17 protein-coding genes are annotated in these 18,664 nt (G+C 40.1%); 7 read left to right on the top strand and 10 right to left on the bottom strand.

Features of this window, described 5'->3' with window-relative positions; translation table 11 throughout:
* Nucleotide 1: 1 nt before the first annotated feature.
* From cydC to IRB43_RS13610, 4 genes are read right to left on the bottom strand one after another with little or no spacing between them, the layout of a single operon-like run.
* Nucleotides 2–1,738 (bottom strand): thiol reductant ABC exporter subunit CydC, encoded by a 1,737-nt coding sequence (gene cydC / locus IRB43_RS13625; RefSeq protein ID WP_203364038.1) that lies wholly within the window; start codon nt 1,736–1,738, stop codon nt 2–4.
* A complete protein-coding gene (gene cydD, locus IRB43_RS13620; RefSeq protein ID WP_203364037.1) occupies nt 1,735–3,456 on the bottom strand; it encodes a thiol reductant ABC exporter subunit CydD in 1,722 nt (573 codons plus the stop codon). Before cydD ends, cydC begins: the two co-directional genes overlap by 4 nt.
* Complete coding sequence (gene cydB, locus IRB43_RS13615) at nt 3,456–4,466, bottom strand: cytochrome d ubiquinol oxidase subunit II (RefSeq protein ID WP_203364036.1); 1,011 nt, start codon at nt 4,464–4,466, stop codon at nt 3,456–3,458. Before cydB ends, cydD begins: the two co-directional genes overlap by 1 nt.
* Nucleotides 4,466–5,863 carry a cytochrome ubiquinol oxidase subunit I gene (locus IRB43_RS13610; protein WP_203364035.1) on the bottom strand — a complete coding sequence of 466 codons (1,398 nt, stop codon included), beginning with the start codon at nt 5,861–5,863 and terminating at the stop codon, nt 4,466–4,468. The genes cydB and IRB43_RS13610 overlap by 1 nt, the downstream gene beginning before the upstream one ends.
* A gap of 418 nt (nt 5,864–6,281) precedes the next feature.
* Between IRB43_RS13610 and IRB43_RS13605 the strand changes: the two genes are divergently transcribed.
* Nucleotides 6,282–6,659, top strand: a complete 378-nt coding sequence (locus IRB43_RS13605; protein ID WP_203364034.1) for a VOC family protein — start codon at nt 6,282–6,284, stop codon at nt 6,657–6,659.
* On the opposite strand, the gene IRB43_RS13600 is transcribed toward IRB43_RS13605, so the two are convergent.
* The gene (locus IRB43_RS13600) at nt 6,656–7,693 is read right to left on the bottom strand and encodes a YeiH family protein (protein WP_203364033.1); all 1,038 of its coding nucleotides are present in this window, start codon (nt 7,691–7,693) and stop codon (nt 6,656–6,658) included. The genes IRB43_RS13605 and IRB43_RS13600 overlap by 4 nt on opposite strands.
* A 114-nt stretch (nt 7,694–7,807) precedes the next feature.
* On the opposite strand from IRB43_RS13600, the gene IRB43_RS13595 reads away from it, so the two are divergent.
* Nucleotides 7,808–8,719 (top strand): LysR family transcriptional regulator, encoded by a 912-nt coding sequence (locus tag IRB43_RS13595; protein ID WP_203364032.1) that lies wholly within the window; start codon nt 7,808–7,810, stop codon nt 8,717–8,719.
* A gap of 112 nt (nt 8,720–8,831) precedes the next feature.
* Complete coding sequence (locus IRB43_RS13590) at nt 8,832–9,155, top strand: VTT domain-containing protein (protein ID WP_203364031.1); 324 nt, start codon at nt 8,832–8,834, stop codon at nt 9,153–9,155.
* Between the two features lie 214 nt (nt 9,156–9,369).
* Here the strand turns inward: IRB43_RS13590 and IRB43_RS13585 are convergent, their stop codons facing one another.
* From IRB43_RS13585 to IRB43_RS13575, 3 genes are all read right to left on the bottom strand, one after another.
* Nucleotides 9,370–9,738 carry an HsmA family protein gene (locus IRB43_RS13585; RefSeq protein ID WP_203364030.1) on the bottom strand — a complete coding sequence of 123 codons (369 nt, stop codon included), beginning with the start codon at nt 9,736–9,738 and terminating at the stop codon, nt 9,370–9,372.
* Nucleotides 9,739–9,931: 193 nt separating this feature from the next.
* The gene (locus tag IRB43_RS13580) at nt 9,932–11,395 is read right to left on the bottom strand and encodes a protein adenylyltransferase SelO (RefSeq protein WP_203364029.1); all 1,464 of its coding nucleotides are present in this window, start codon (nt 11,393–11,395) and stop codon (nt 9,932–9,934) included.
* Nucleotides 11,396–11,635: 240 nt separating this feature from the next.
* Entirely contained in the window at nt 11,636–12,445 is an 810-nt protein-coding gene (locus IRB43_RS13575; RefSeq protein ID WP_203364028.1) for an SDR family NAD(P)-dependent oxidoreductase, read from the bottom strand.
* Nucleotides 12,446–12,553: 108 nt separating this feature from the next.
* Between IRB43_RS13575 and IRB43_RS13570 the strand changes: the two genes are divergently transcribed.
* The 4 genes from IRB43_RS13570 (at nt 12,554) to IRB43_RS13555 (ending at nt 16,335) form a co-directional block, all read left to right on the top strand.
* A complete protein-coding gene (locus tag IRB43_RS13570; RefSeq protein ID WP_203364027.1) occupies nt 12,554–12,721 on the top strand; it encodes a hypothetical protein in 168 nt (55 codons plus the stop codon).
* 311 nt (nt 12,722–13,032) lie between these two features.
* Complete coding sequence (ahpC, locus tag IRB43_RS13565; RefSeq protein WP_203364026.1) at nt 13,033–13,596, top strand: alkyl hydroperoxide reductase subunit C; 564 nt, start codon at nt 13,033–13,035, stop codon at nt 13,594–13,596.
* 12 nt (nt 13,597–13,608) lie between these two features.
* Nucleotides 13,609–15,138, top strand: a complete 1,530-nt coding sequence (gene ahpF / locus IRB43_RS13560) for an alkyl hydroperoxide reductase subunit F (RefSeq protein ID WP_203364025.1) — start codon at nt 13,609–13,611, stop codon at nt 15,136–15,138.
* 135 nt (nt 15,139–15,273) lie between these two features.
* Entirely contained in the window at nt 15,274–16,335 is a 1,062-nt protein-coding gene (locus IRB43_RS13555; RefSeq protein ID WP_203364024.1) for an endonuclease/exonuclease/phosphatase family protein, read from the top strand.
* A 260-nt stretch (nt 16,336–16,595) separates the two neighbouring features.
* Here IRB43_RS13555 and IRB43_RS13550 read toward each other — a convergent pair whose 3' ends face one another.
* Both IRB43_RS13550 and IRB43_RS13545 read right to left on the bottom strand, forming a co-directional pair.
* Nucleotides 16,596–17,885, bottom strand: a complete 1,290-nt coding sequence (locus IRB43_RS13550) for a TRAP transporter large permease (protein WP_203364023.1) — start codon at nt 17,883–17,885, stop codon at nt 16,596–16,598.
* A complete protein-coding gene (locus IRB43_RS13545; protein WP_203364022.1) occupies nt 17,860–18,459 on the bottom strand; it encodes a TRAP transporter small permease in 600 nt (199 codons plus the stop codon). Before IRB43_RS13545 ends, IRB43_RS13550 begins: the two co-directional genes overlap by 26 nt.
* Nucleotides 18,460–18,664 lie beyond the last annotated feature (205 nt).

Below are 18,664 nucleotides of genomic sequence, written 5' to 3'. Positions count from 1 at the left end.
TTTACACTTGAAACGGCCTATCAAGCTTATAAAGACGTTGGTAACGCTCGTTGGTCTCTAGTAGCTGTTCGTGCGTGCCTTGCAATATCATTTTTCCCTGATCGAGAAACAGCACACGATCAGCTTGATAAACGAACGCTAAATGATGGGTGATCCATAAAATCGACTTGCCTTTTAACACAGCAAATATAGTCGTAAGCAGTTCTTTCTCTGTCACTGGGTCGAGTCCGACAGTTGGTTCGTCTAAAATCACGAGGGGAGCATTTTGCAGCAATATACGAGCCAGCGCAATCCGTTGCCGCTCCCCGCCAGAAAAGCGGCTGCCCATTTCATGCATTGGCGTTTCATAGCCATGCGGTAACGATTCGATCAGTTCATGAATTTGCACTTGCTTCGCTGCTTTATACACCTCTTCATCCGTTGCATCTGGTCGTCCTAAACGAATATTGTTTAAAATCGTCGTATCGAATAAGTGCGGATGCTGATTTAAGACAGCGACCCACTTGGAAATAGTATCGCTTACGTGGGATGTGGCGACACCATTTAATGTGACAGATCCAGCCGTTGGTGGGACAACACCTTCTATTAATTTCAAAATCGTTGACTTTCCTGATCCACTCGGCCCCAATAAAGCAATATGCTCTCCTTGAGTAATTGAGAAACTCACATCCTCTAACACGCGGCGATGCTCTTCGTATTGAAAGGAGACATGTTCAAGCTGAAGCGTTAACGGCTGTTCTTTCAACTCGGCTACTGTTTCCTTATGCTCAGTAGCTATTTGCTGCTTTGTTTCTTCAAGGTTCGATAGACGATCAATCGAATCTTGATACGATGGAATTTCGCTAATGGCATCTGACAGCGGCAAGAAAGCTTCCGTTAACGGAAACAGCACTAACACGAAAGCAGCAATCAATGTATAATCAATGGCCCCGCTAGCACTGGCATTAGCTGTCCATATTAACATCGATACAACCATGATGGCTATCACTACTTGAGCCATTAAATTACGCCATCTCACAAAACGATTACGCTTTTGTTCTAATAACAAGAGCTGATGCTCAGCCTGCTCATATTGCTGAATAAACTCCTTTTGACGACCGCTATATTGCCAGTCACTTACACCCATTACCGCATCTGTTAAACGACCATAAAGCGCATGACGGCCTTGTTTAATTTGCTGCGTTTTCGCTTTCATGACAAGCAGAGAAACAAACGGAAACAGAAAGACTAATACCCCCGCGTAAATCGCCATCAGAAGGGCAAATGGCCAAGAGAAAAAGCCAAGGGCAATAACAGCGATTAAATAAAGAAATAGGCTCACTAAGCTAGGAAAGACAGTTTTTAAATAAATATCCTGCAGCCGCTCAATATCCTCTGCTAGTATGCCTAACACATCCCCTGTTTTCAATGAAGAACGCGGATGTGTCACTTGCGGTTCAATCAGTTGATACACTTTCAGCCGCATCTTCGAAAGAATCTTTAAGACGACATCATGGCCGACTAATCTTTCAATGTAACGCGACACGGCCCGCCCGATTCCAAATGTTCGGACACCGACAATCGGAATGTAAATCATCAGTAAGTTTTCCGGTCTTGTTGCCGCTTTAGAAATTAAGTATCCAGAGGTATACATTAAGAACGATGCTGAAAAAACCGTTAACAACCCGAGTAAAACAACAAATAACAGCAATCGTTTGTTCTCTTTTAAATAAGGGAGAACCCAGCCTTTATCATTCATGTCTCATCCCCCATTTGTATTTTCACCATCTGATAATACTGTCCTTTCTTTTTCATCAGCTCTTCATGCGTACCTTCTTCTACGATACGTCCTTTATTCAAGAAATAGATATAATCCATCTCGAGCATCCAATGAAGTCGATGCGTTGCCAATAGCACAAGCTTATTTTCAAAAAGGTGAAGAAATTTCTCCTTCAAATCATATTCTGTTTCAATATCTAAATGAGCGGTTGGTTCATCGAGGAGAAGGAGCGGTCGATTTTCTAGAAAAGCACGGGCAATCGCCACTCGCTGAGCTTGTCCGCCGCTTAATGAACGTCCGCCTTCTCCAATTTTCTCATCAAGCCCATTCGGACATTCTTCGAGCAACTGCGATAAACCGGCTTGCTCAGCCGCCCACTGTACTTCTTCTATCGTCGCCTTCGGTTGATAAAAAGCGATATTGTTGAACAATGTATCTTGAAACAAATAAGGCTGCTGGGGAATATAGATAAGCTGCTCTTGCCATTCTTTTCTTTGCAAATGGGTAAATGTTTGTTCGTCGATATGGATGCTGCCGGAATTTGTCTCAACAAAACCACCCAGCAAATCAATCATTGTCGACTTCCCCGCACCGCTTTCCCCAACGATTCCGATCTTTTTGTACCCTTTAATTAATAGCGAGATATCGCTCAAGGAAGGCTTTCCTTCTTCTTCATGCTGCACAGTAACAGAAGATAGCTCGATATGAGTCGCTTCACTGACGCGATTAATCGGTTGTCCTTCCTCCGCTTTAAAATGAGGAAGAGACGCGATCTCTTTTAACTTCTTGCCGGCTTCTTGTCCATTTAGCGTTGCATGATAATCCGATCCGATTTCCCGTATAGGGAGAAAATATTCTGGCGCTAAAATCAAAATCGTCAAAGCAGGCTGCAGCAGCAACTCCCCTTCGACTAACCGCAAGCCTAAAAACACCGCCACCGTAGCAACCGAAAGCATTGTAAAGAAATCCATCGCAAACGAGGATAAAAAGGCAAATTTCAATGTGCCCATCGTTGTTTTGCGATAGCGATCACTCACCATTTCAATCTTTTGGCTGTGCGATCGGCTTAATCCTAAAAATTTCAACGTTTCTAACCCTCTTAACGAATCAACAAAATGATTAGAAAGGATGCGATACATATTCCACTGTTTATCAGCCTTTTTCTGAGCGGCCCAGCCGAGTAAAATCATAAAAGCGATCAAAATTGGTAACGTCACGATTAAAATAATGGCAGATGTGCGATCTTGGATCAAAATATACACGACAACCATCGCTGGAATAATCGCCATATTAACCATTTTTGGCGTAAATAACATGAGATATTGCTTAAAATGAGAAATCCCATCTAACAGCAAGGTCACAATATTCCCCGTTCCAAGTTGCTTAGCTGCGCGCGGTCCTTGATGAAATAAGCTATGTAACACGTCTGCACGCAATTTTGCTCCTACATTCGCCGCATAATCATCCATCATTTTTTGTTTGACATGCTGAATCCCATGACGAGCCAGTAAACTAATCACAAACAAAAACGTTTCTTTGTATACCTCCTGAAAAAGGCCGGAATTAAAAAGATGAGTGACCACTTCTGCAAGCATAATAGCTTGCAGAAGAATGGACACTCCTTGTAACACCGTCAATATCGTAAGAAACGCTAATAATTTTTTCATGCCTTCATATTGAAGTAGTTGTTTATTCATTAATAAACCATGTCCTTCCCATCTACACGTTTACGGAATACATAGTAACTCCAAATTTGATAGCCAAGAACAAATGGAAGAAGCGTACAAGCGACAATCGTCATCACTTTTAATGAATAAGCGCCTGATGCTGCATTATAAACAGTTAAATCATAAGCACTATTGATTGAGCTAATCATCACACGAGGGAATAGTCCAACAAAGATCGTCGCAATCGTTAAAGCAATTCCCATACCGCTAAAGAAAAAGCTCCAGCCATCCCGCTGCTTACTTAACATAAAGATCGCTGCTACGTAGCAAACAACAATGAGCCCAATCATAGGAATGGTTACATTGCCTCTATACGTAAATAGATCTGTGTATTTAACAGAAAGAGCAACAAAGGCAACTAGCGCAACAATGACAGCAAATACTACTTTTTGAGCGAGCTTGCGCGCACGTAATTGTAAATCTCCTACTGTGCGCAACGTTAGAAACACTAGCCCATGCATTAAGCATAGCAACGTCACAGCTAAGCCACCTGTTAAAGAATACACGTTCACATAATCAGTAAATCCTGCGTTTAACGTCATTGTTTCATCAATTGGCATTCCTTTTAACAAACTTGTAAATAACACCCCGAATAAAAATGGAGGCAATAAGCTTCCGATAAAGATGACCCAATCCCATGTTTTTGCCCATGTGGAATTATCGACTTTTCCTCTAAACTCAAACGCGACACCTCGGCCGATTAAAGCAAGCAAAACAAAAACAAGTGGAATATAATATCCGCTAAACATGGTAGCATACCAGTGAGGGAAAGCCGCAAAGATCGCTCCCCCAGCTGTCAATAGCCATACTTCATTCGCATCCCAGAAAGGGCCAATCGTATTAATCATAATTCTGCGCTCTAAATCATTTTGCCCGATCAAGCGTCCAGCCATTCCAACACCAAAGTCAAATCCTTCAAGAAAGAAGAAACCGATAAACAGAACAGCTACGAGCAGAAACCATAATTCACTTAATTCCATTACTGGTATGCCTCCTTATCAAACGGATCGATGGTGTCATGCATATCTTTCGACGTATGCCCATGTTCTGTTCCTTTTTTAATCTCTTTCACAAACAAGTACACTAATACAAGCCCAAGAATCGAATAAATCGTTGTAAAAGCAATAAACGAGAACAATAACTCGTTATATGAAACATTTGGTGAAATCGAAGCGGATGTTGTCATCAATCCAAAGACTGTCCAAGGCTGACGACCGATCTCTGTCATAATCCAACCGGCTGTATTCGCGATGAATGGGAACGAAATTAACCAAACCATCGCCTTTAACAATAATTTTTGATTCATTAATGTTTTTCTGTATTGGAACCATAAACCTAACATGGAAACGAAAATCATCGCCATTCCAGCAACTACCATGATTCTAAAGCTCCAGAATGTTGTTTTTACTGGTGGAATATAGTCTCCAGGGCCATACTTTTGTTCATATTCTTTTTGTAATGTCAGCATTCCTGGCACAGAACCAGAGAATTTTTCATATGTTAAATAGCTCAATGCATATGGAATAGAAAGCTCAAATGAATTCTCTTGCTTTTCCACATCAATTTTGGCAAATGCTGTCCAAGGCGCCGGGTCCGCACTATCTTCCCACAACGCTTCACTTGCCGCCATTTTCATCGGCTGTGAATGCATTAAATGCTGCGCTTGAGAGTGACCGCTAAACGCAATCCCTAATCCAGAGATCAATGCCACAACCATAGCTAGAGTAAAAGACTTATTAAAAAATTCTACTTCTTGTTTCTTTAATAATTTATACGCACTTACGCCCCCAATGAAAAAGGCTCCTGTTGCAAACGCACCAAAGATAACATGCGGAAACTCCACTAGCAACTGAGGGTTGGTCAACAAAGCAAAGAAATCATTCATCTCAGCGCGGCCATTTTTCATCACAAAGCCTACTGGCTCTTGCATAAATGAGTTCGCTGCTAAAATCCAAAGAGCAGATAGCATCGTTCCAATCGATACAAGCCAAATACACATTAAATGAACTTTTTTCGATAAGCGATCCCAACCGAAAATCCATAATCCAATAAATGTAGATTCCATAAAGAATGCAAGCAATGCTTCGATGGCAAGCGGAGCTCCAAACACATCGCCTACAAACCTTGAATACTCAGACCAGTTCATTCCAAACTGGAATTCCTGAATAATCCCCGTGACAACCCCTACAGCAAAGTTAATCAGGAATAAATGTCCCCAAAATTTCGCCATCTTCTTGTAGATTTCTTGTTTTTTCACGACATAGAATGTTTCCATTAACGCTACCATGAACACAAGGCCGATAGACAATGGAACAAACAAAAAGTGAAAAATTGTTGTAGCACCAAACTGGAGTCTGGCTAACAATAACTCATTCATTTCTTTCCCTCCACATTTTTATACTTTCTACTTTAGGGTTGAGATTTTGTTCATCAATTCACAATTGACCTAACATAGTTACTATTGTAGCCCAGACCTATGGGAAATTTATGATGCCTTTTTAAACAACTTGTGATAGATTTTCGTATAATTTGTGACAACCTTCACATAAAATAATGACGATTTTTTGTATCTTATGACTTACATAGTTGACAGAATCAAGAAATAACTATTTTTATGGTAAATAGGTGGTAAATAGATAAAAAATAACCTAATACTTCCAAAAGGATTAGGTTATGGATTTGCTTATTTGACTGTCTGATATATTCCAACTATTTTTATACAAATAAATGAAATAAAAACCATTTTCTTGTAAAATAAAAATAACGGATCGTATCATGAAGGGAGAGATTCATTTATGGCAACAACAAAGATTCAAAAAGTCGGTCAAATTGGAGTACCTGTGAAAAATCTAGAGCGGGCAATCCATTTTTATAAGGACAAATTAGGTTTGCCTCTTCTGTTTCATACAGAAAATATGGCATTCTTTGACTGTAATGGTCTGAGCCTTCTTCTTAGTCTTCCTGAAAAAGAGGAGTTTTCTTCTACAAGCTCCGTCATTTATTTTCAAGTCGAACAGATTCAAGAAACTTATAAGGAACTACTACAGCAAGAAGTGGTATTTATTGACGAACCACATCTTATAGCGAAAGTTAACCAAATAGAGACGTGGATGACATTCTTTAAAGATACAGAAGAGAATACTCATGCTTTAATGAGCAAAGTACAGATTTAAACGAGAAAGAATACAAGAATAGACAAAGCCACGGATGTAACCGTCATCGCAAGAAGAGGACGTATTGCTCTTGTACGCAAGTGCTTCAAGTTTACATTCAGCCCAAGCCCAACCATAGCTGCTGTCAATAACCAAGTGGTGAAAGTAACAATAGCATTCATCATGGTTTCTGATACTGGAATGGAATGTCCACCTACATAACTGCCTAACAAGCTAAACAGCGTAAAACCAACCAGAAACCATGGATATTCCAATTTCGTATCCATTTCTTCAGAGCCTTGATGTTTGCGTTTCATCACGTATATTAATATGAAACAAAGCGGGACAAGCAAAAAAACACGCCCTAATTTTGCTAATAGCGCTAACGCCAATACTTCTTCTCCTGCCGGTTCGGCTGCAAGTGCAACATGAGCAATCTCATGCAGACTCATGCCGGACCAAATGCCATATTGAGCCGCATCTAAAGGTAACAATGGCCGCAAAATAGTATAAGTAACCGCAAAAACCGTTCCCATCAAAGCAATCATCCCTACACTGATTGCCGTATCCTCATCCTTTGATTTTATAATCGGCGCCACCGCTACAATCGCGGCTGCCCCACATACACCTGTTCCAACTCCAAGCAACAAAGCAATCCTTTTATCCGCTTTAAACAGCTTAGCCAACCACATTGTCATGAAAATCGAAAACATAATGACTCCCGCATCACGTACGATAAGCCCTGCTCCCTCATCAAAAACGGTAGCGATATTCAGCTTTAAACCGTATAAAATAATAGCAGCCCGCAGCAATCTTTTCGACGAAAAAGCAATACCAGATCGCAGAGCTTCAGGGTAGCCAAACATTTGCCGATAAACAACCGCAATCAGAATCGCGCATGCCAACTGACCAACATAGTGAAAGCCAGGGACATGTGCTAGTACATATCCTAATAAAGCAATAAGAAAGGTAAAAGCAATCCCACCTACCCATGCTGCTTGAGGCGAGAATTTTTTATCTTTCTTTTCAACTAGATTAATCTTTTCTATCCCCATAAACGCACCCCCTACTTCAACTATATGGCAAACACTCTTATAAGAAAAATAACTATTTATGATAATGATGATAAGTAAATTGATATAATAAATAACAGTTAGAGGAGGGGAAATATGGATATCCAATTACAAGTCTTTGTGGCGGTTGCCGAAAAAAAGAATTTTTCTAAAGCGGCCGAAGAATTGCATATGACTCAGCCTGCGGTCAGCCAATATATTCGCAAGCTAGAAGAAAGTATGGGCGTTAGACTACTAGAACGAACGAATAAATATGTGAGATTAAATAAAGCAGGGGAAATCGTCTTTCATCATGCGAAAGAAATTGTTGGGCTATATACGAAAATGCAACATTTAGTGGATGATGTAGCGAATAAAGCAAGCGGGCCGCTTTCTATTGGTGCGAGCTATACATTCGGAGAGTATATTCTCCCCCACATGATTGCAAACATGCAAAAGCTTTATCCAGACATTAAGCCAACCGTAACAATCGGCAATACAGCGGACATATCTAGTTTAGTGATGAATCACCAACTCGATGTTGGCATTGTCGAGGGGCACTTCAAAGAAGAAAAGCTATTACAAACAGAGGAATTTGCCGAAGATTCTATGGTCATCATCGCTTCTCCTTCCCACTCCCTATCGAATAAAGAGGGGGAAGTGACGGTCAAAGATTTAGAACAACAAACATGGATTCTGCGCGAATCTGGTTCTGGTACAAGAGAAGCAGCAGAAAATGTTTTTCGCCTTTTGAATATTTCACCTGCTCACATGATGAACTTTGGCAGCACCCAACCCATTAAAGAAGCTGTTGAAGCTGGGTTAGGCATCAGCTTATTGTCTCAGTGGGCCGTTCAAAAAGAACTCCGTTATAGACATTTACAAAGAATTGAAGTAAACGGATTGCCTTTTACAAGACAATTCTCCATCGTCACTACATCTCCATTTCAAACAAAGGCACTCCAAGTCTTTATCGATGTACTACGCCACGATAAACATTTAACAACTTTTGGAATGAAAGAGAAGTAGAAAGAGCTGTGTCTCTGCTTTATACATACCATATTTAAATGCGACTAGCAGTATCATTATTTTTTGTTTTAACGATAGTTTTGTGGTTACGTTACATTTGACAGAAAAAAGAATGGATACAACAAAGAAGCTATTCGATAAATTTGGGCCCTATTTATTATTTATTAGCTATTTCATTCCAGGTGTACGTCATTTTTGTGCTTATCTGGCAGGAATTAATAATTTACCATATAAAACGTTCGCCTTACTAGCCTACTCAGGCGCTGTTTTGTGGGGATTTACTTTTATCACATTGGGTCGCACATTAGGGCCAGGTTGGCATAAAGTCGAATTGTATATGACTCACTACCGTGTCTATCTCGTTCCTTTGATTATTTTCACTTTATTCATTGGCATTTATTTTTATTGGAGAACAAGAAGAACTGAAGAAGTGTAAAAATGCTACTAACTTTATCACTATCGTTTTCTTGTTCTACTGATTGGAATTAGTTGAATTGACCTCAACGTACATTATCCTCGCGCTGTTCTTGCTAGGTTCTCAGCAGGAGGAGCTTGGCTCAGTATCTGTTTAATCGCGTTAAAAATCATATTAGAAAAAAGAATCATGTGCCTGCTTTATCACAGGAACATGACTCTAAAAGCTAATTATCTTATCTCGTCATCCCAAAAATTAGTCCTGAAATATATGGGATGAGCCAAATACACCATACGACAATGCTGAACTTATGAAATTTGATTTTCATCTTGCTGTCTTTTCTCACAATCACAATTGTTGCCCAAACGGCATGGAAGAGCATTAATAAGATCGCCAATAGCCCTGTGATTCCATGGAAGCTAAATAAAAAGCTTTGTTCTGCTAATTTCCCCATAATGGTTGTTCCCGCTGTATCACATATTAAGCCGCCCCAAAAGATCAACACATGCCAAAGCTTCAATTCTTTTTGAATTTTTTCTCCCCATACTCCAACTGTATAAAAAACAAGAGCTAATGTAATAAAGATAATAGCATACATCAACATCACTTTTTTCCTCCTCATGGCTAGAAAAGCTAATTTACTAACTATCTTGATTGGTTTTTATTATAAACGACAACTATGAACATCGAATGAACAGCGGATTACACTATTGCCGAAACAAGTAGCGGCTTAGCTACATGAAAAAGCGGCCCCCTCACTTAGCCAAGTGAAGAGAACCGCTATTCTCTCTTATATATCAAGTACCACAAAACGTTCGATAAGGCTTCGTGGACGAAGCTGGCAACGTACAATATTCAGCTTGTTCTGAAGAATACGCATATGGCGTTGAAAGAGCCGCTACGAGCTGCTCCATCACGCGATAATCGCCTTGCTCCGCTGCTGCAAGCGCTTCTTCTACTCGGTGGTTCCTAGGAATGACAGCAGGGTTGCTATTGCGCATCCGCTCATTTGTCTCTGCGTTTGATTGTTGCTGTCTACCTAGTCTCTCTTGCCATTGTTGATACCATTTTGTAAACTCTGCAGTTCCAAACAAACCCTTATCTTCTAACTCATTTAACGTCAATGCACGAAACGTATTCGTATAATCTGCTCGGTGCTCCTGCATCATCTTGAGAAGGTCTTCAATTAAAACTTTATCTTGTTCCTCTTCATTAAAAATCCCTAGTTTCGCTCTCATTCCCGCAAGCCAATAAGAATGAAATAACTTCGGAAAATCAGACAGCTTCTCTTCAGCAAGTTCGATCGCTTGCTCTTGATCTTCGTGCAACAGCGACAATAACGCTTCCGCAAATCGCGTAAGATTCCACCCAGCCATGCTCGGTTGATTGCCATACGCATAGCGTCCTTGCACATCAATCGAACTAAACACCGTCGCCAAATCATACACATCCATGAAAGCACACGGCCCATAGTCGATCGTTTCGCCGCTAATTGTCATATTGTCCGTGTTCATCACCCCATGGACAAAACCGACAAGCTGCCATTTAGCAATCAATTCCGCTTGGCGCTTGATCACTGCCTCAAGTAGCGAAAGGTATCTGTTTTCACTCGCATCAACATCCGGAAAATGACGCTTTAGCGCATAGTCAGCAAGCATACGGAGTTCCTCTGTTGAGCCCCAATTGGCCGCGTATTGAAACGTGCCCACGCGCAAATGACTGGCCGCCACACGAGTCAAAATCGCACCAGGCAACTCGGTTTCACGATATACTGGCTCACCAGTCGTCACTACAGCTAAACTGCGAGTCGTCGGAATACCAAGCGCGTGCATTGCTTCACTAATGATATATTCACGGAGCATCGGTCCAAGTGCTGCTCGACCGTCCCCGCCGCGAGAATACTTTGTTCGGCCTGATCCCTTCAGCTGAATATCCACCCGCTCACCTTGAGATGATACTTGCTCGCCTAAAAGCACCGCTCGGCCATCACCTAACATCGTAAAATGACCGAATTGATGCCCCGCATACGCTTGAGCAAGCGGAAAAGCCCCATCAGGAATTTTATTTCCTGAAAATATTGCTGCCCCTTCTTCACTATTTAGCTCCTCCACATTCAAACCAAGGGAAACGGCCAAACGATCATTGAACACAATGAGTTTCGGGGCGCGAACAGGAGTCGGATTCGTACTAGAAAAAAATAATTGTGGCAAGCGAGCATAACTGTTATCAAAATTCCAACCTGTTTCTTTATTATTTGTCATAGTGGCTCCTTTTCTTCTTATTTCATTAGCGTATTATTCAAACATCCTATAATCTTTTTTAATGTATACTTCTCCCAATTTATTATACACTGAAGGCCCTTCGCCTGCTTCTTTCATAAATTTAATTTTACAATGAAGGAAATGCACAGAGAAAAAATGAAAGATGAAAAAATCGCTTGCTCTAGAAATAATTTCTCTAGCGCAAGCGATTGTATGTTAGAAAATGTAAGACCTTATTCGTTATTTCGCGTTAGCATTTTTCATAAACTCATTGAAGTCAGCAATGCTTGGGTTGGCAATGTAATGTCCGCCTTCTACTTGAATTGTCTGACCCGTAATATACTTCGATTCATCAGAAGCAAGGAATAACACAGTGTATCCAATATCATCCGGCTCACCATTGTAAGGAAGAGCATTGAATTTTTGGAAAATATCTATTACCGGCTCTGGCATATTGTTTTTAGCTGCTGGAGTCAAAATCAGGCCTGGAGCAACGGCATTACAGCGAATACGGTTCTTTCCGTATTGAGTGGAAATATATTCCGTTAACGAAACAACTGCCGCTTTTGAAGCGCCATATGCTGTACGGATGGAGTCTGCTGCAAATGCAGACATCGAAGCTGTATTAATGATCGATCCGCCGCCAGCCTTGATCATATGCGGAATCGCATATCGACTTCCTAAAAGTACGCTTTTTGCATTTATATCCATTAATCGATCCCATTCCTCAAGATCGATATTCACTGCATCTAAATCCTTCTGCAAGTTCGTGGCACCAACATTATTAAAGAGAACAGTAATTTTTCCATATGTTTCAACTGTAAACTCTACAGCCTCTTTAATCGATTCTTCCTTTCCAGCATCCAGAAAAATGCCCATAGCTGTTCCGCCTTGTTCAGTAATTGCTTCTGCAGCTTTTTTTGCGCCTTCTTCGTTGAAATCAGCAATGACTACTTTGGCTCCTTCTTTTGCTAACAAATTGGCTGTGGATAAACCAATCCCAGAAGCTCCGCCTGTTACTAACGCTACTTTCCCGTCCACTCTTCCCATCTCGTTACCTCCAATATTTTTTAAATGTATATATGGTGTACTAATCATGGAACACAATTATTTTAACATTTAAATTTTAAATATCAAATGATATAGATTGGAGTCCGTATGATCCACAGCGGATTTGCTTGTCTATTTTATTTCCCAGAAAAAGTGGACGAAAGCTTTGGCACCGTTCATGGCCCAATCTTTTGCATAAACGGCCGATTTGAAAGAAAGCAACTAAAGAAATCCATCAACTGGAGCTCTTTTTCTGTTGCAGAAGAATATATTTAAAGAAGTTTTCTCATTATATATACTAGCCATTCCGCTAAGTTGGCAGCAACATTCATTCACCTTTCGTATTCAAAGATCCAAAAGACTGTTGATTGAGAAAGGTGAATTGTAATTGAAAATTATCTTTTTGCTTCTCTTGTCTTCCTTTTCTAATTACACTTCCTAACATGAATTCAAAACAACTATTAAATTCAAGATAAAATGGATCGTTTTGCTTGACAAACAATAAGGTGTATATAATAATAAATATGTAATTAGAATTATTATTAATAACTAATAAAAATCACAATTTTACTAGGAGGAAATCAATTATGTCTTTAATCGGAAAAGAAGTACAACCATTTAAAGCATCAGCTTTTCACAACGGGGAGTTTATCGAAGTAACAGAAGAAAACTTTAAAGGACAGTGGAGCGTTGTTTGCTTCTATCCAGCAGACTTCACATTCGTATGCCCTACAGAGCTTGAAGATCTTCAAAACCAATACGCGACTCTAAAAGAGCTTGGCGTTGAAGTGTACTCTGTTTCAACAGACACTCACTTTACACATAAAGCATGGCATGACCATTCAGAAGCGATTAGCAAAATCGAATACATTATGATTGGTGACCCTTCACAAAAACTATCTCGCAACTTTGATGTACTAGATGAGGAAGCAGGTCTTGCTGATCGCGGTACTTTCATCATCGATCCAGATGGTATCGTACAAGCTGTTGAAATCAACGCAGGTGGCATTGGCCGTGATGCAAGCACGCTTGTTGGCAAAATTAAAGCAGCGCAATATGTTCGCAACAACCCAGGTGAAGTTTGCCCTGCCAAATGGCAAGAAGGCGGCAAAACATTAAAACCAAGCCTTGACCTTGTAGGTAAAATTTAAGGAGTAGAATCCATGATACTAGAAGCAGATATTAAAGCACAATTACAGCAATACCTTCAATTGATGGAGGGGGATGTACTACTCAAAGTCAGCGCAGGGACAGATGACGTTTCCCGCGACATGGTGGCTCTAGTAGATGAATTGGCCACCATGTCCCCCAACATCAAAGTTGAAAAAGCGACTTTAGAGAGAACACCGAGCTTTAGCGTGAACCGCGTCGGAGAAGAGACTGGCGTTACTTTTGCTGGTATCCCTCTCGGACATGAATTCACATCATTAGTATTAGCTTTGCTACAAGTAAGTGGCAGAGCGCCAAAGGTTGAGCAAAGTGTCATTGATCAAGTGAAAAAGATCGAAGGCCAATATCATTTCGAATCTTATATTAGCTTAAGTTGTCACAACTGCCCTGATGTTGTACAAGCACTCAACTTAATGAGCATTCTCAACCCTGGAATTTCGCATACAATGATTGACGGTGCAGCATTTAAAGAAGAGGTCGAAAGCAAAGACATCTTAGCTGTCCCATCTGTTTACTTAAACGGTGAACCTTTCGGCAGCGGCCGTATGACGCTTGAAGAAATTCTTGCTAAAATGGGCAACGCTCCAGATGCATCAGCATTTGCAGACAAAGAGCCATTCGATGTACTCGTTGTCGGTGGCGGACCAGCTGGTGCAAGTGCTGCTATTTATGCAGCGCGCAAAGGCATTCGTACAGGCATTATCGCTGAACGCTTTGGCGGTCAAATTATGGACACGATGGGGATTGAAAACTTCATCAGCGTGAAATATACAGAAGGTCCAAAACTTGCCGCAAGTCTTGAAGAGCACGTCAAAGAGTATGATGTAGATATCATGAACTTACAGCGTGCGAAGCGTTTAGAGAAAAAAGATCTTGTTGAAATCGAACTAGAAAACGGTGCGGTTCTAAAAAGTAAAGCCGTCATCCTTTCAACAGGTGCTCGCTGGCGCAATGTAGGCGTACCAGGAGAACAAGAGTTCAAGAACAAAGGAGTCGCTTATTGCCCTCACTGTGATGGTCCTTTATTTGAAGGAAAACACGTGGCTGTCATTGGCGGCGGTAATTCCGGTATTGAAGCGGCTATCGACCTTGCAGGTATTGTTAAGCATGTAACCGTTCTTGAATTTATGCCTGAACTGAAAGCTGATACAGTCTTACAAGAGCGTCTTTACAGCTTACCGAACGTCACGGTATTAAAGAATGTTCAAACGAAAGAAATTACCGGAACTGACAAAGTAAATGGTATTTCGTACATCGACCGTGAAACAGAAGAAGTGCACCACATTGAATTAGAAGGTGTCTTCGTTCAAATCGGTCTTGTTCCTAACACAGACTGGTTAGGTGATGCGATTGAACGTACGCGCATGGGTGAAATCGTCGTTGATAAACATGGCGCAACAAACATCCCTGGCGTATTTGCTGCTGGTGACTGTACAGATAGTGCATATAAACAAATCATTATCTCTATGGGATCTGGAGCAACAGCCGCTCTAGGCGCATTCGATTATTTAATTCGAAATTAATAAGCCATCAAAAAAAAGCCACTGTATGATCTAATAGATCATACAGTGGCTTTTTATATGTTGAATACAGGCTTTTTATCATATACTATGAAACATACACTAGTTTTTAAGAAAACATCATAGGAGCTTTCAAAAATGAAAAAGTTACTAAAAGTAGTCCTTATTTTAATAGGAATTGTTGTGGGAAGTTTAGGTATATTTCTAGCCTATATGACGATGACAAATAAAAAGCATGAAGACGTTGAAAAAGTGCCAGTAACAGCTAATACAGAAAAAATATTAAAGGTAGGGGAACCCTTTAAAACGACAACCTTTAATATTGGCTATGCTGGCTTAGATAAAGACCAGGATTTTTTTATGGATGGAGGAACAGGCTCTCGTTCTAGCAGCAAAGAACAAACGGAAGAAAATTTAAAGCATATGCTGCAGTTCCTGCAAAAAGAGAAATCAGATTTTCTGTTGCTGCAAGAGATAGATACAAAGGCTCTGCGCTCCTACAATATTAATCAACTAGATTATATGAAAAAGGGCTTAAAAGGGTATGCATCCACATTTGCATTCAATTACAATTCCCAATGGGTGCCAGTCCCTATTCAAAAGCCAATGGGATCTGTAGAAGCTGGTTTAAGTTCTTTTTCCACTTATAAGATAGAGGAAGCAACGAGATTTCAACTACCGGGCAAAGAGCCTTGGCCAAAGCGATTATTTGACTTAGACCGCTGTATCGTTGAGCATAAAATCCCTGTGGAAAATGGCAAGTTTTTGAGATTAGTCAACCTTCATTTATCTGCTTACGATAAAGGCGGAAAAATTAGGAGCCAGCAAGTCAAGTTTTTAAAGTCTTATATGAATAAGCATTATAAAAACGGCGATTACGTCGTTCTTGGCGGCGATTGGAACCAGCTTTTATCCGATGTACAATTAAAGGATCCAGAATTTAAGAAAAAATGGCCTGAATGGCTAGTGCAGCTGCCAAAGAATTTCAATGAAGGCGGATTCCAATGGGCCGTCGATCCAAATGTATGGACGGTTCGTGACGATGTGAAGAAGTATGTAGAGGGAGAAAACTTCGTCACCATTATCGATGGCTTTATCGTTTCCCCTAACGTAGAAATTGTGAGCGTTCAAGGTCATGATTTGAAATTTGAACATAGCGATCATAACCCTGTAAGTGCCACACTTCGGTTAAAAAAGTAGAAACTAGATCAAACATCATAAGGGCATCTGTTCATTTTCTCCTATTGAACGATCTTTCTCAGCGAAGTTAGTCTTTGATAACTTCCCTAATTCAATAAAATTTAGAGCTAAGCTGGAGGGTGGCTTAGCTCTTTTAGTAATAATATCTATTGTTAAAATATCTATATCTTTATATATACGTTTTTTCAGAGATCAATACCACTAATAGAATAATTTTTTGATAGGATCCTGACTTTGCTTGCTTCATATCAACTTTCAATTTAAACTGGTACACCAAGTAGTTTAGGAAGCATTAATGAAATCGCTGGAATAAAGGTAACCAGTAGTAAAACAATGATCATTACCAATACCCATGGAACGATTGCTTTAGCCAGTTCATCAAACTTAATATCACTCACCTGACTGGCCATAAATAAGTTCGCGCCTAAAGGCGGTGTAATAAATCCAATAGCCAAGTTCAGAACCATGATAAGGCCAAAATGTATCGGATTCACACCCAATGCTGTCACAATCGGTAAAAGGATAGGAGTAAGAATAATAATAGAAGCATTCGTTTCCATAAATGTTCCTACAATTAAAAGTAGCAAAAGGATCAAAAGCAAGATGAGTATTTTATTTGCTGTGATATTTAAAATAAACTCTGCAATCGTTGTAGGCACTTGAGTAATGGTCAAAATACGTCCGAAGCCGGAAGAAATACCGATAATGACAATGACGGGAGCACAAAGCAGGCTTGAATGAAAGCCTATATAAGGTAGCTCACTAATTTTCACTTCTTTATAAACGAAAACGCTTACTATAATTCCATATACACAGGCAATTGCAGCCGCCTCAGTCGGAGTGAATACCCCTCCATAAATTCCGCCTAAGATAATTACTGGAACCAGCAAAGCTGGAATAGCTTCTTTCAAAAGAGTTAATACTTCCTTAGAAGTATATACACGTTTTTCCCCTTTATAGCCATGCTTTTTGGAATAGTAAATAGTATAGACGATCAAAGCTATCCCTACTAATAATCCCGGACCAACTCCCGCCATAAACATCCCTGTTACTGATACACCTGCAGCAACTGCATAAATGATCATACTAATACTTGGCGGTATCAACGTTCCTACCGTTCCAGCTGTAGCAACAAGGGCACCTGCAAATGGTTTATTGTAATTATTAGCAAGCATAGCAGGAATCATAATCATCCCAATCGCTGCTACAGTAGCAGAACCTGTACCCGATATAGCAGCGAAGAATAAGCAAGCTACAATAGAAATGACCCCCAAACTGCCTGTCCATCTTCCAAAAAACACAGCAGCTAAATTAAGAAGCCTCTTCGATATACCGCCTTTGCCCATAATATCACCCGCAAAGGCAAATAAAGGAACAGCCATTAATGGGAAAGAATTTAATCCTTGGATCATTGTTTGGGTGAATGCTTCTACACTAATCGGCTGAAGCCCATAAATGGTGACAATAGAGGCAAGTCCGAGCGCTATAGCAATTGGGACAGAGAGAATTAAAAATAAGGTAAAACTACCGAATAATAGAAGCACTTCCATTATCCTCACTCCCTTCCTGAGTATCACCTTTTGGCACTAAGCAGATACTCTCTGCACCTGTATATACTCCTCTTTGGTTTTCAAAATATTCCATCGAACCGTTGAAATGCTTAATTTTCCAAATAACACTTTGAATGAGACGGATTAATAATAAAACAAAACCGATAAGGCCAGCACCGTAAATAATATTCATAGAAACATCTATGGTAACAGCTCGATCATTAAATTCCATGGTTGCTTGGCAAATGCTAATAGCAGATACAAAGATTACAGCGGAAAAAACAATAAATAAGAGATCAACAACAATCATAATGCTTTTTCGAATCTTTTCATTAAACCGTTCGACCAAAAAGGAGACTTTAATATGAGCATGCACGCGCGTTGCATATGAAATACTAAAATACATCAACCACACAAACATAAATCTAGCGGCTTCCTCGCCCCATGAAAAACCAGAATCAAATGCAAACCTTAAAATTACTTGCAACGTCACTAAAATGGTCATGGCATAAAATAGAATTGTCATTAAAATAGGCTCAAAATTACGGTCAAGCCAAACTAAAGCATTTTTCATTTGCTCTCAACTCCTTATAGAGGCTAATGTTCTAAAGATGGACTAAAACAGATACATATAAAGGGAACTTCCATCCGTAAAATGTTAGACGGATGGAAATTGATCTTATCATGTCTTTATGCAAGAACAAACAACCATTGCTGTAAAGTAGAGCCTCGCTTCTAACTAGAAGACAAAGAACAGTACCTTGATGTGCTCATTCTTT

The organism is Bacillus sp. REN10 (assembly GCF_016820555.1).
In the GTDB taxonomy this organism is placed as follows: domain Bacteria; phylum Bacillota; class Bacilli; order Bacillales; family Domibacillaceae; genus Bacillus_CE.
This window is presented reverse-complemented; position numbering and strand designations above follow the sequence as displayed.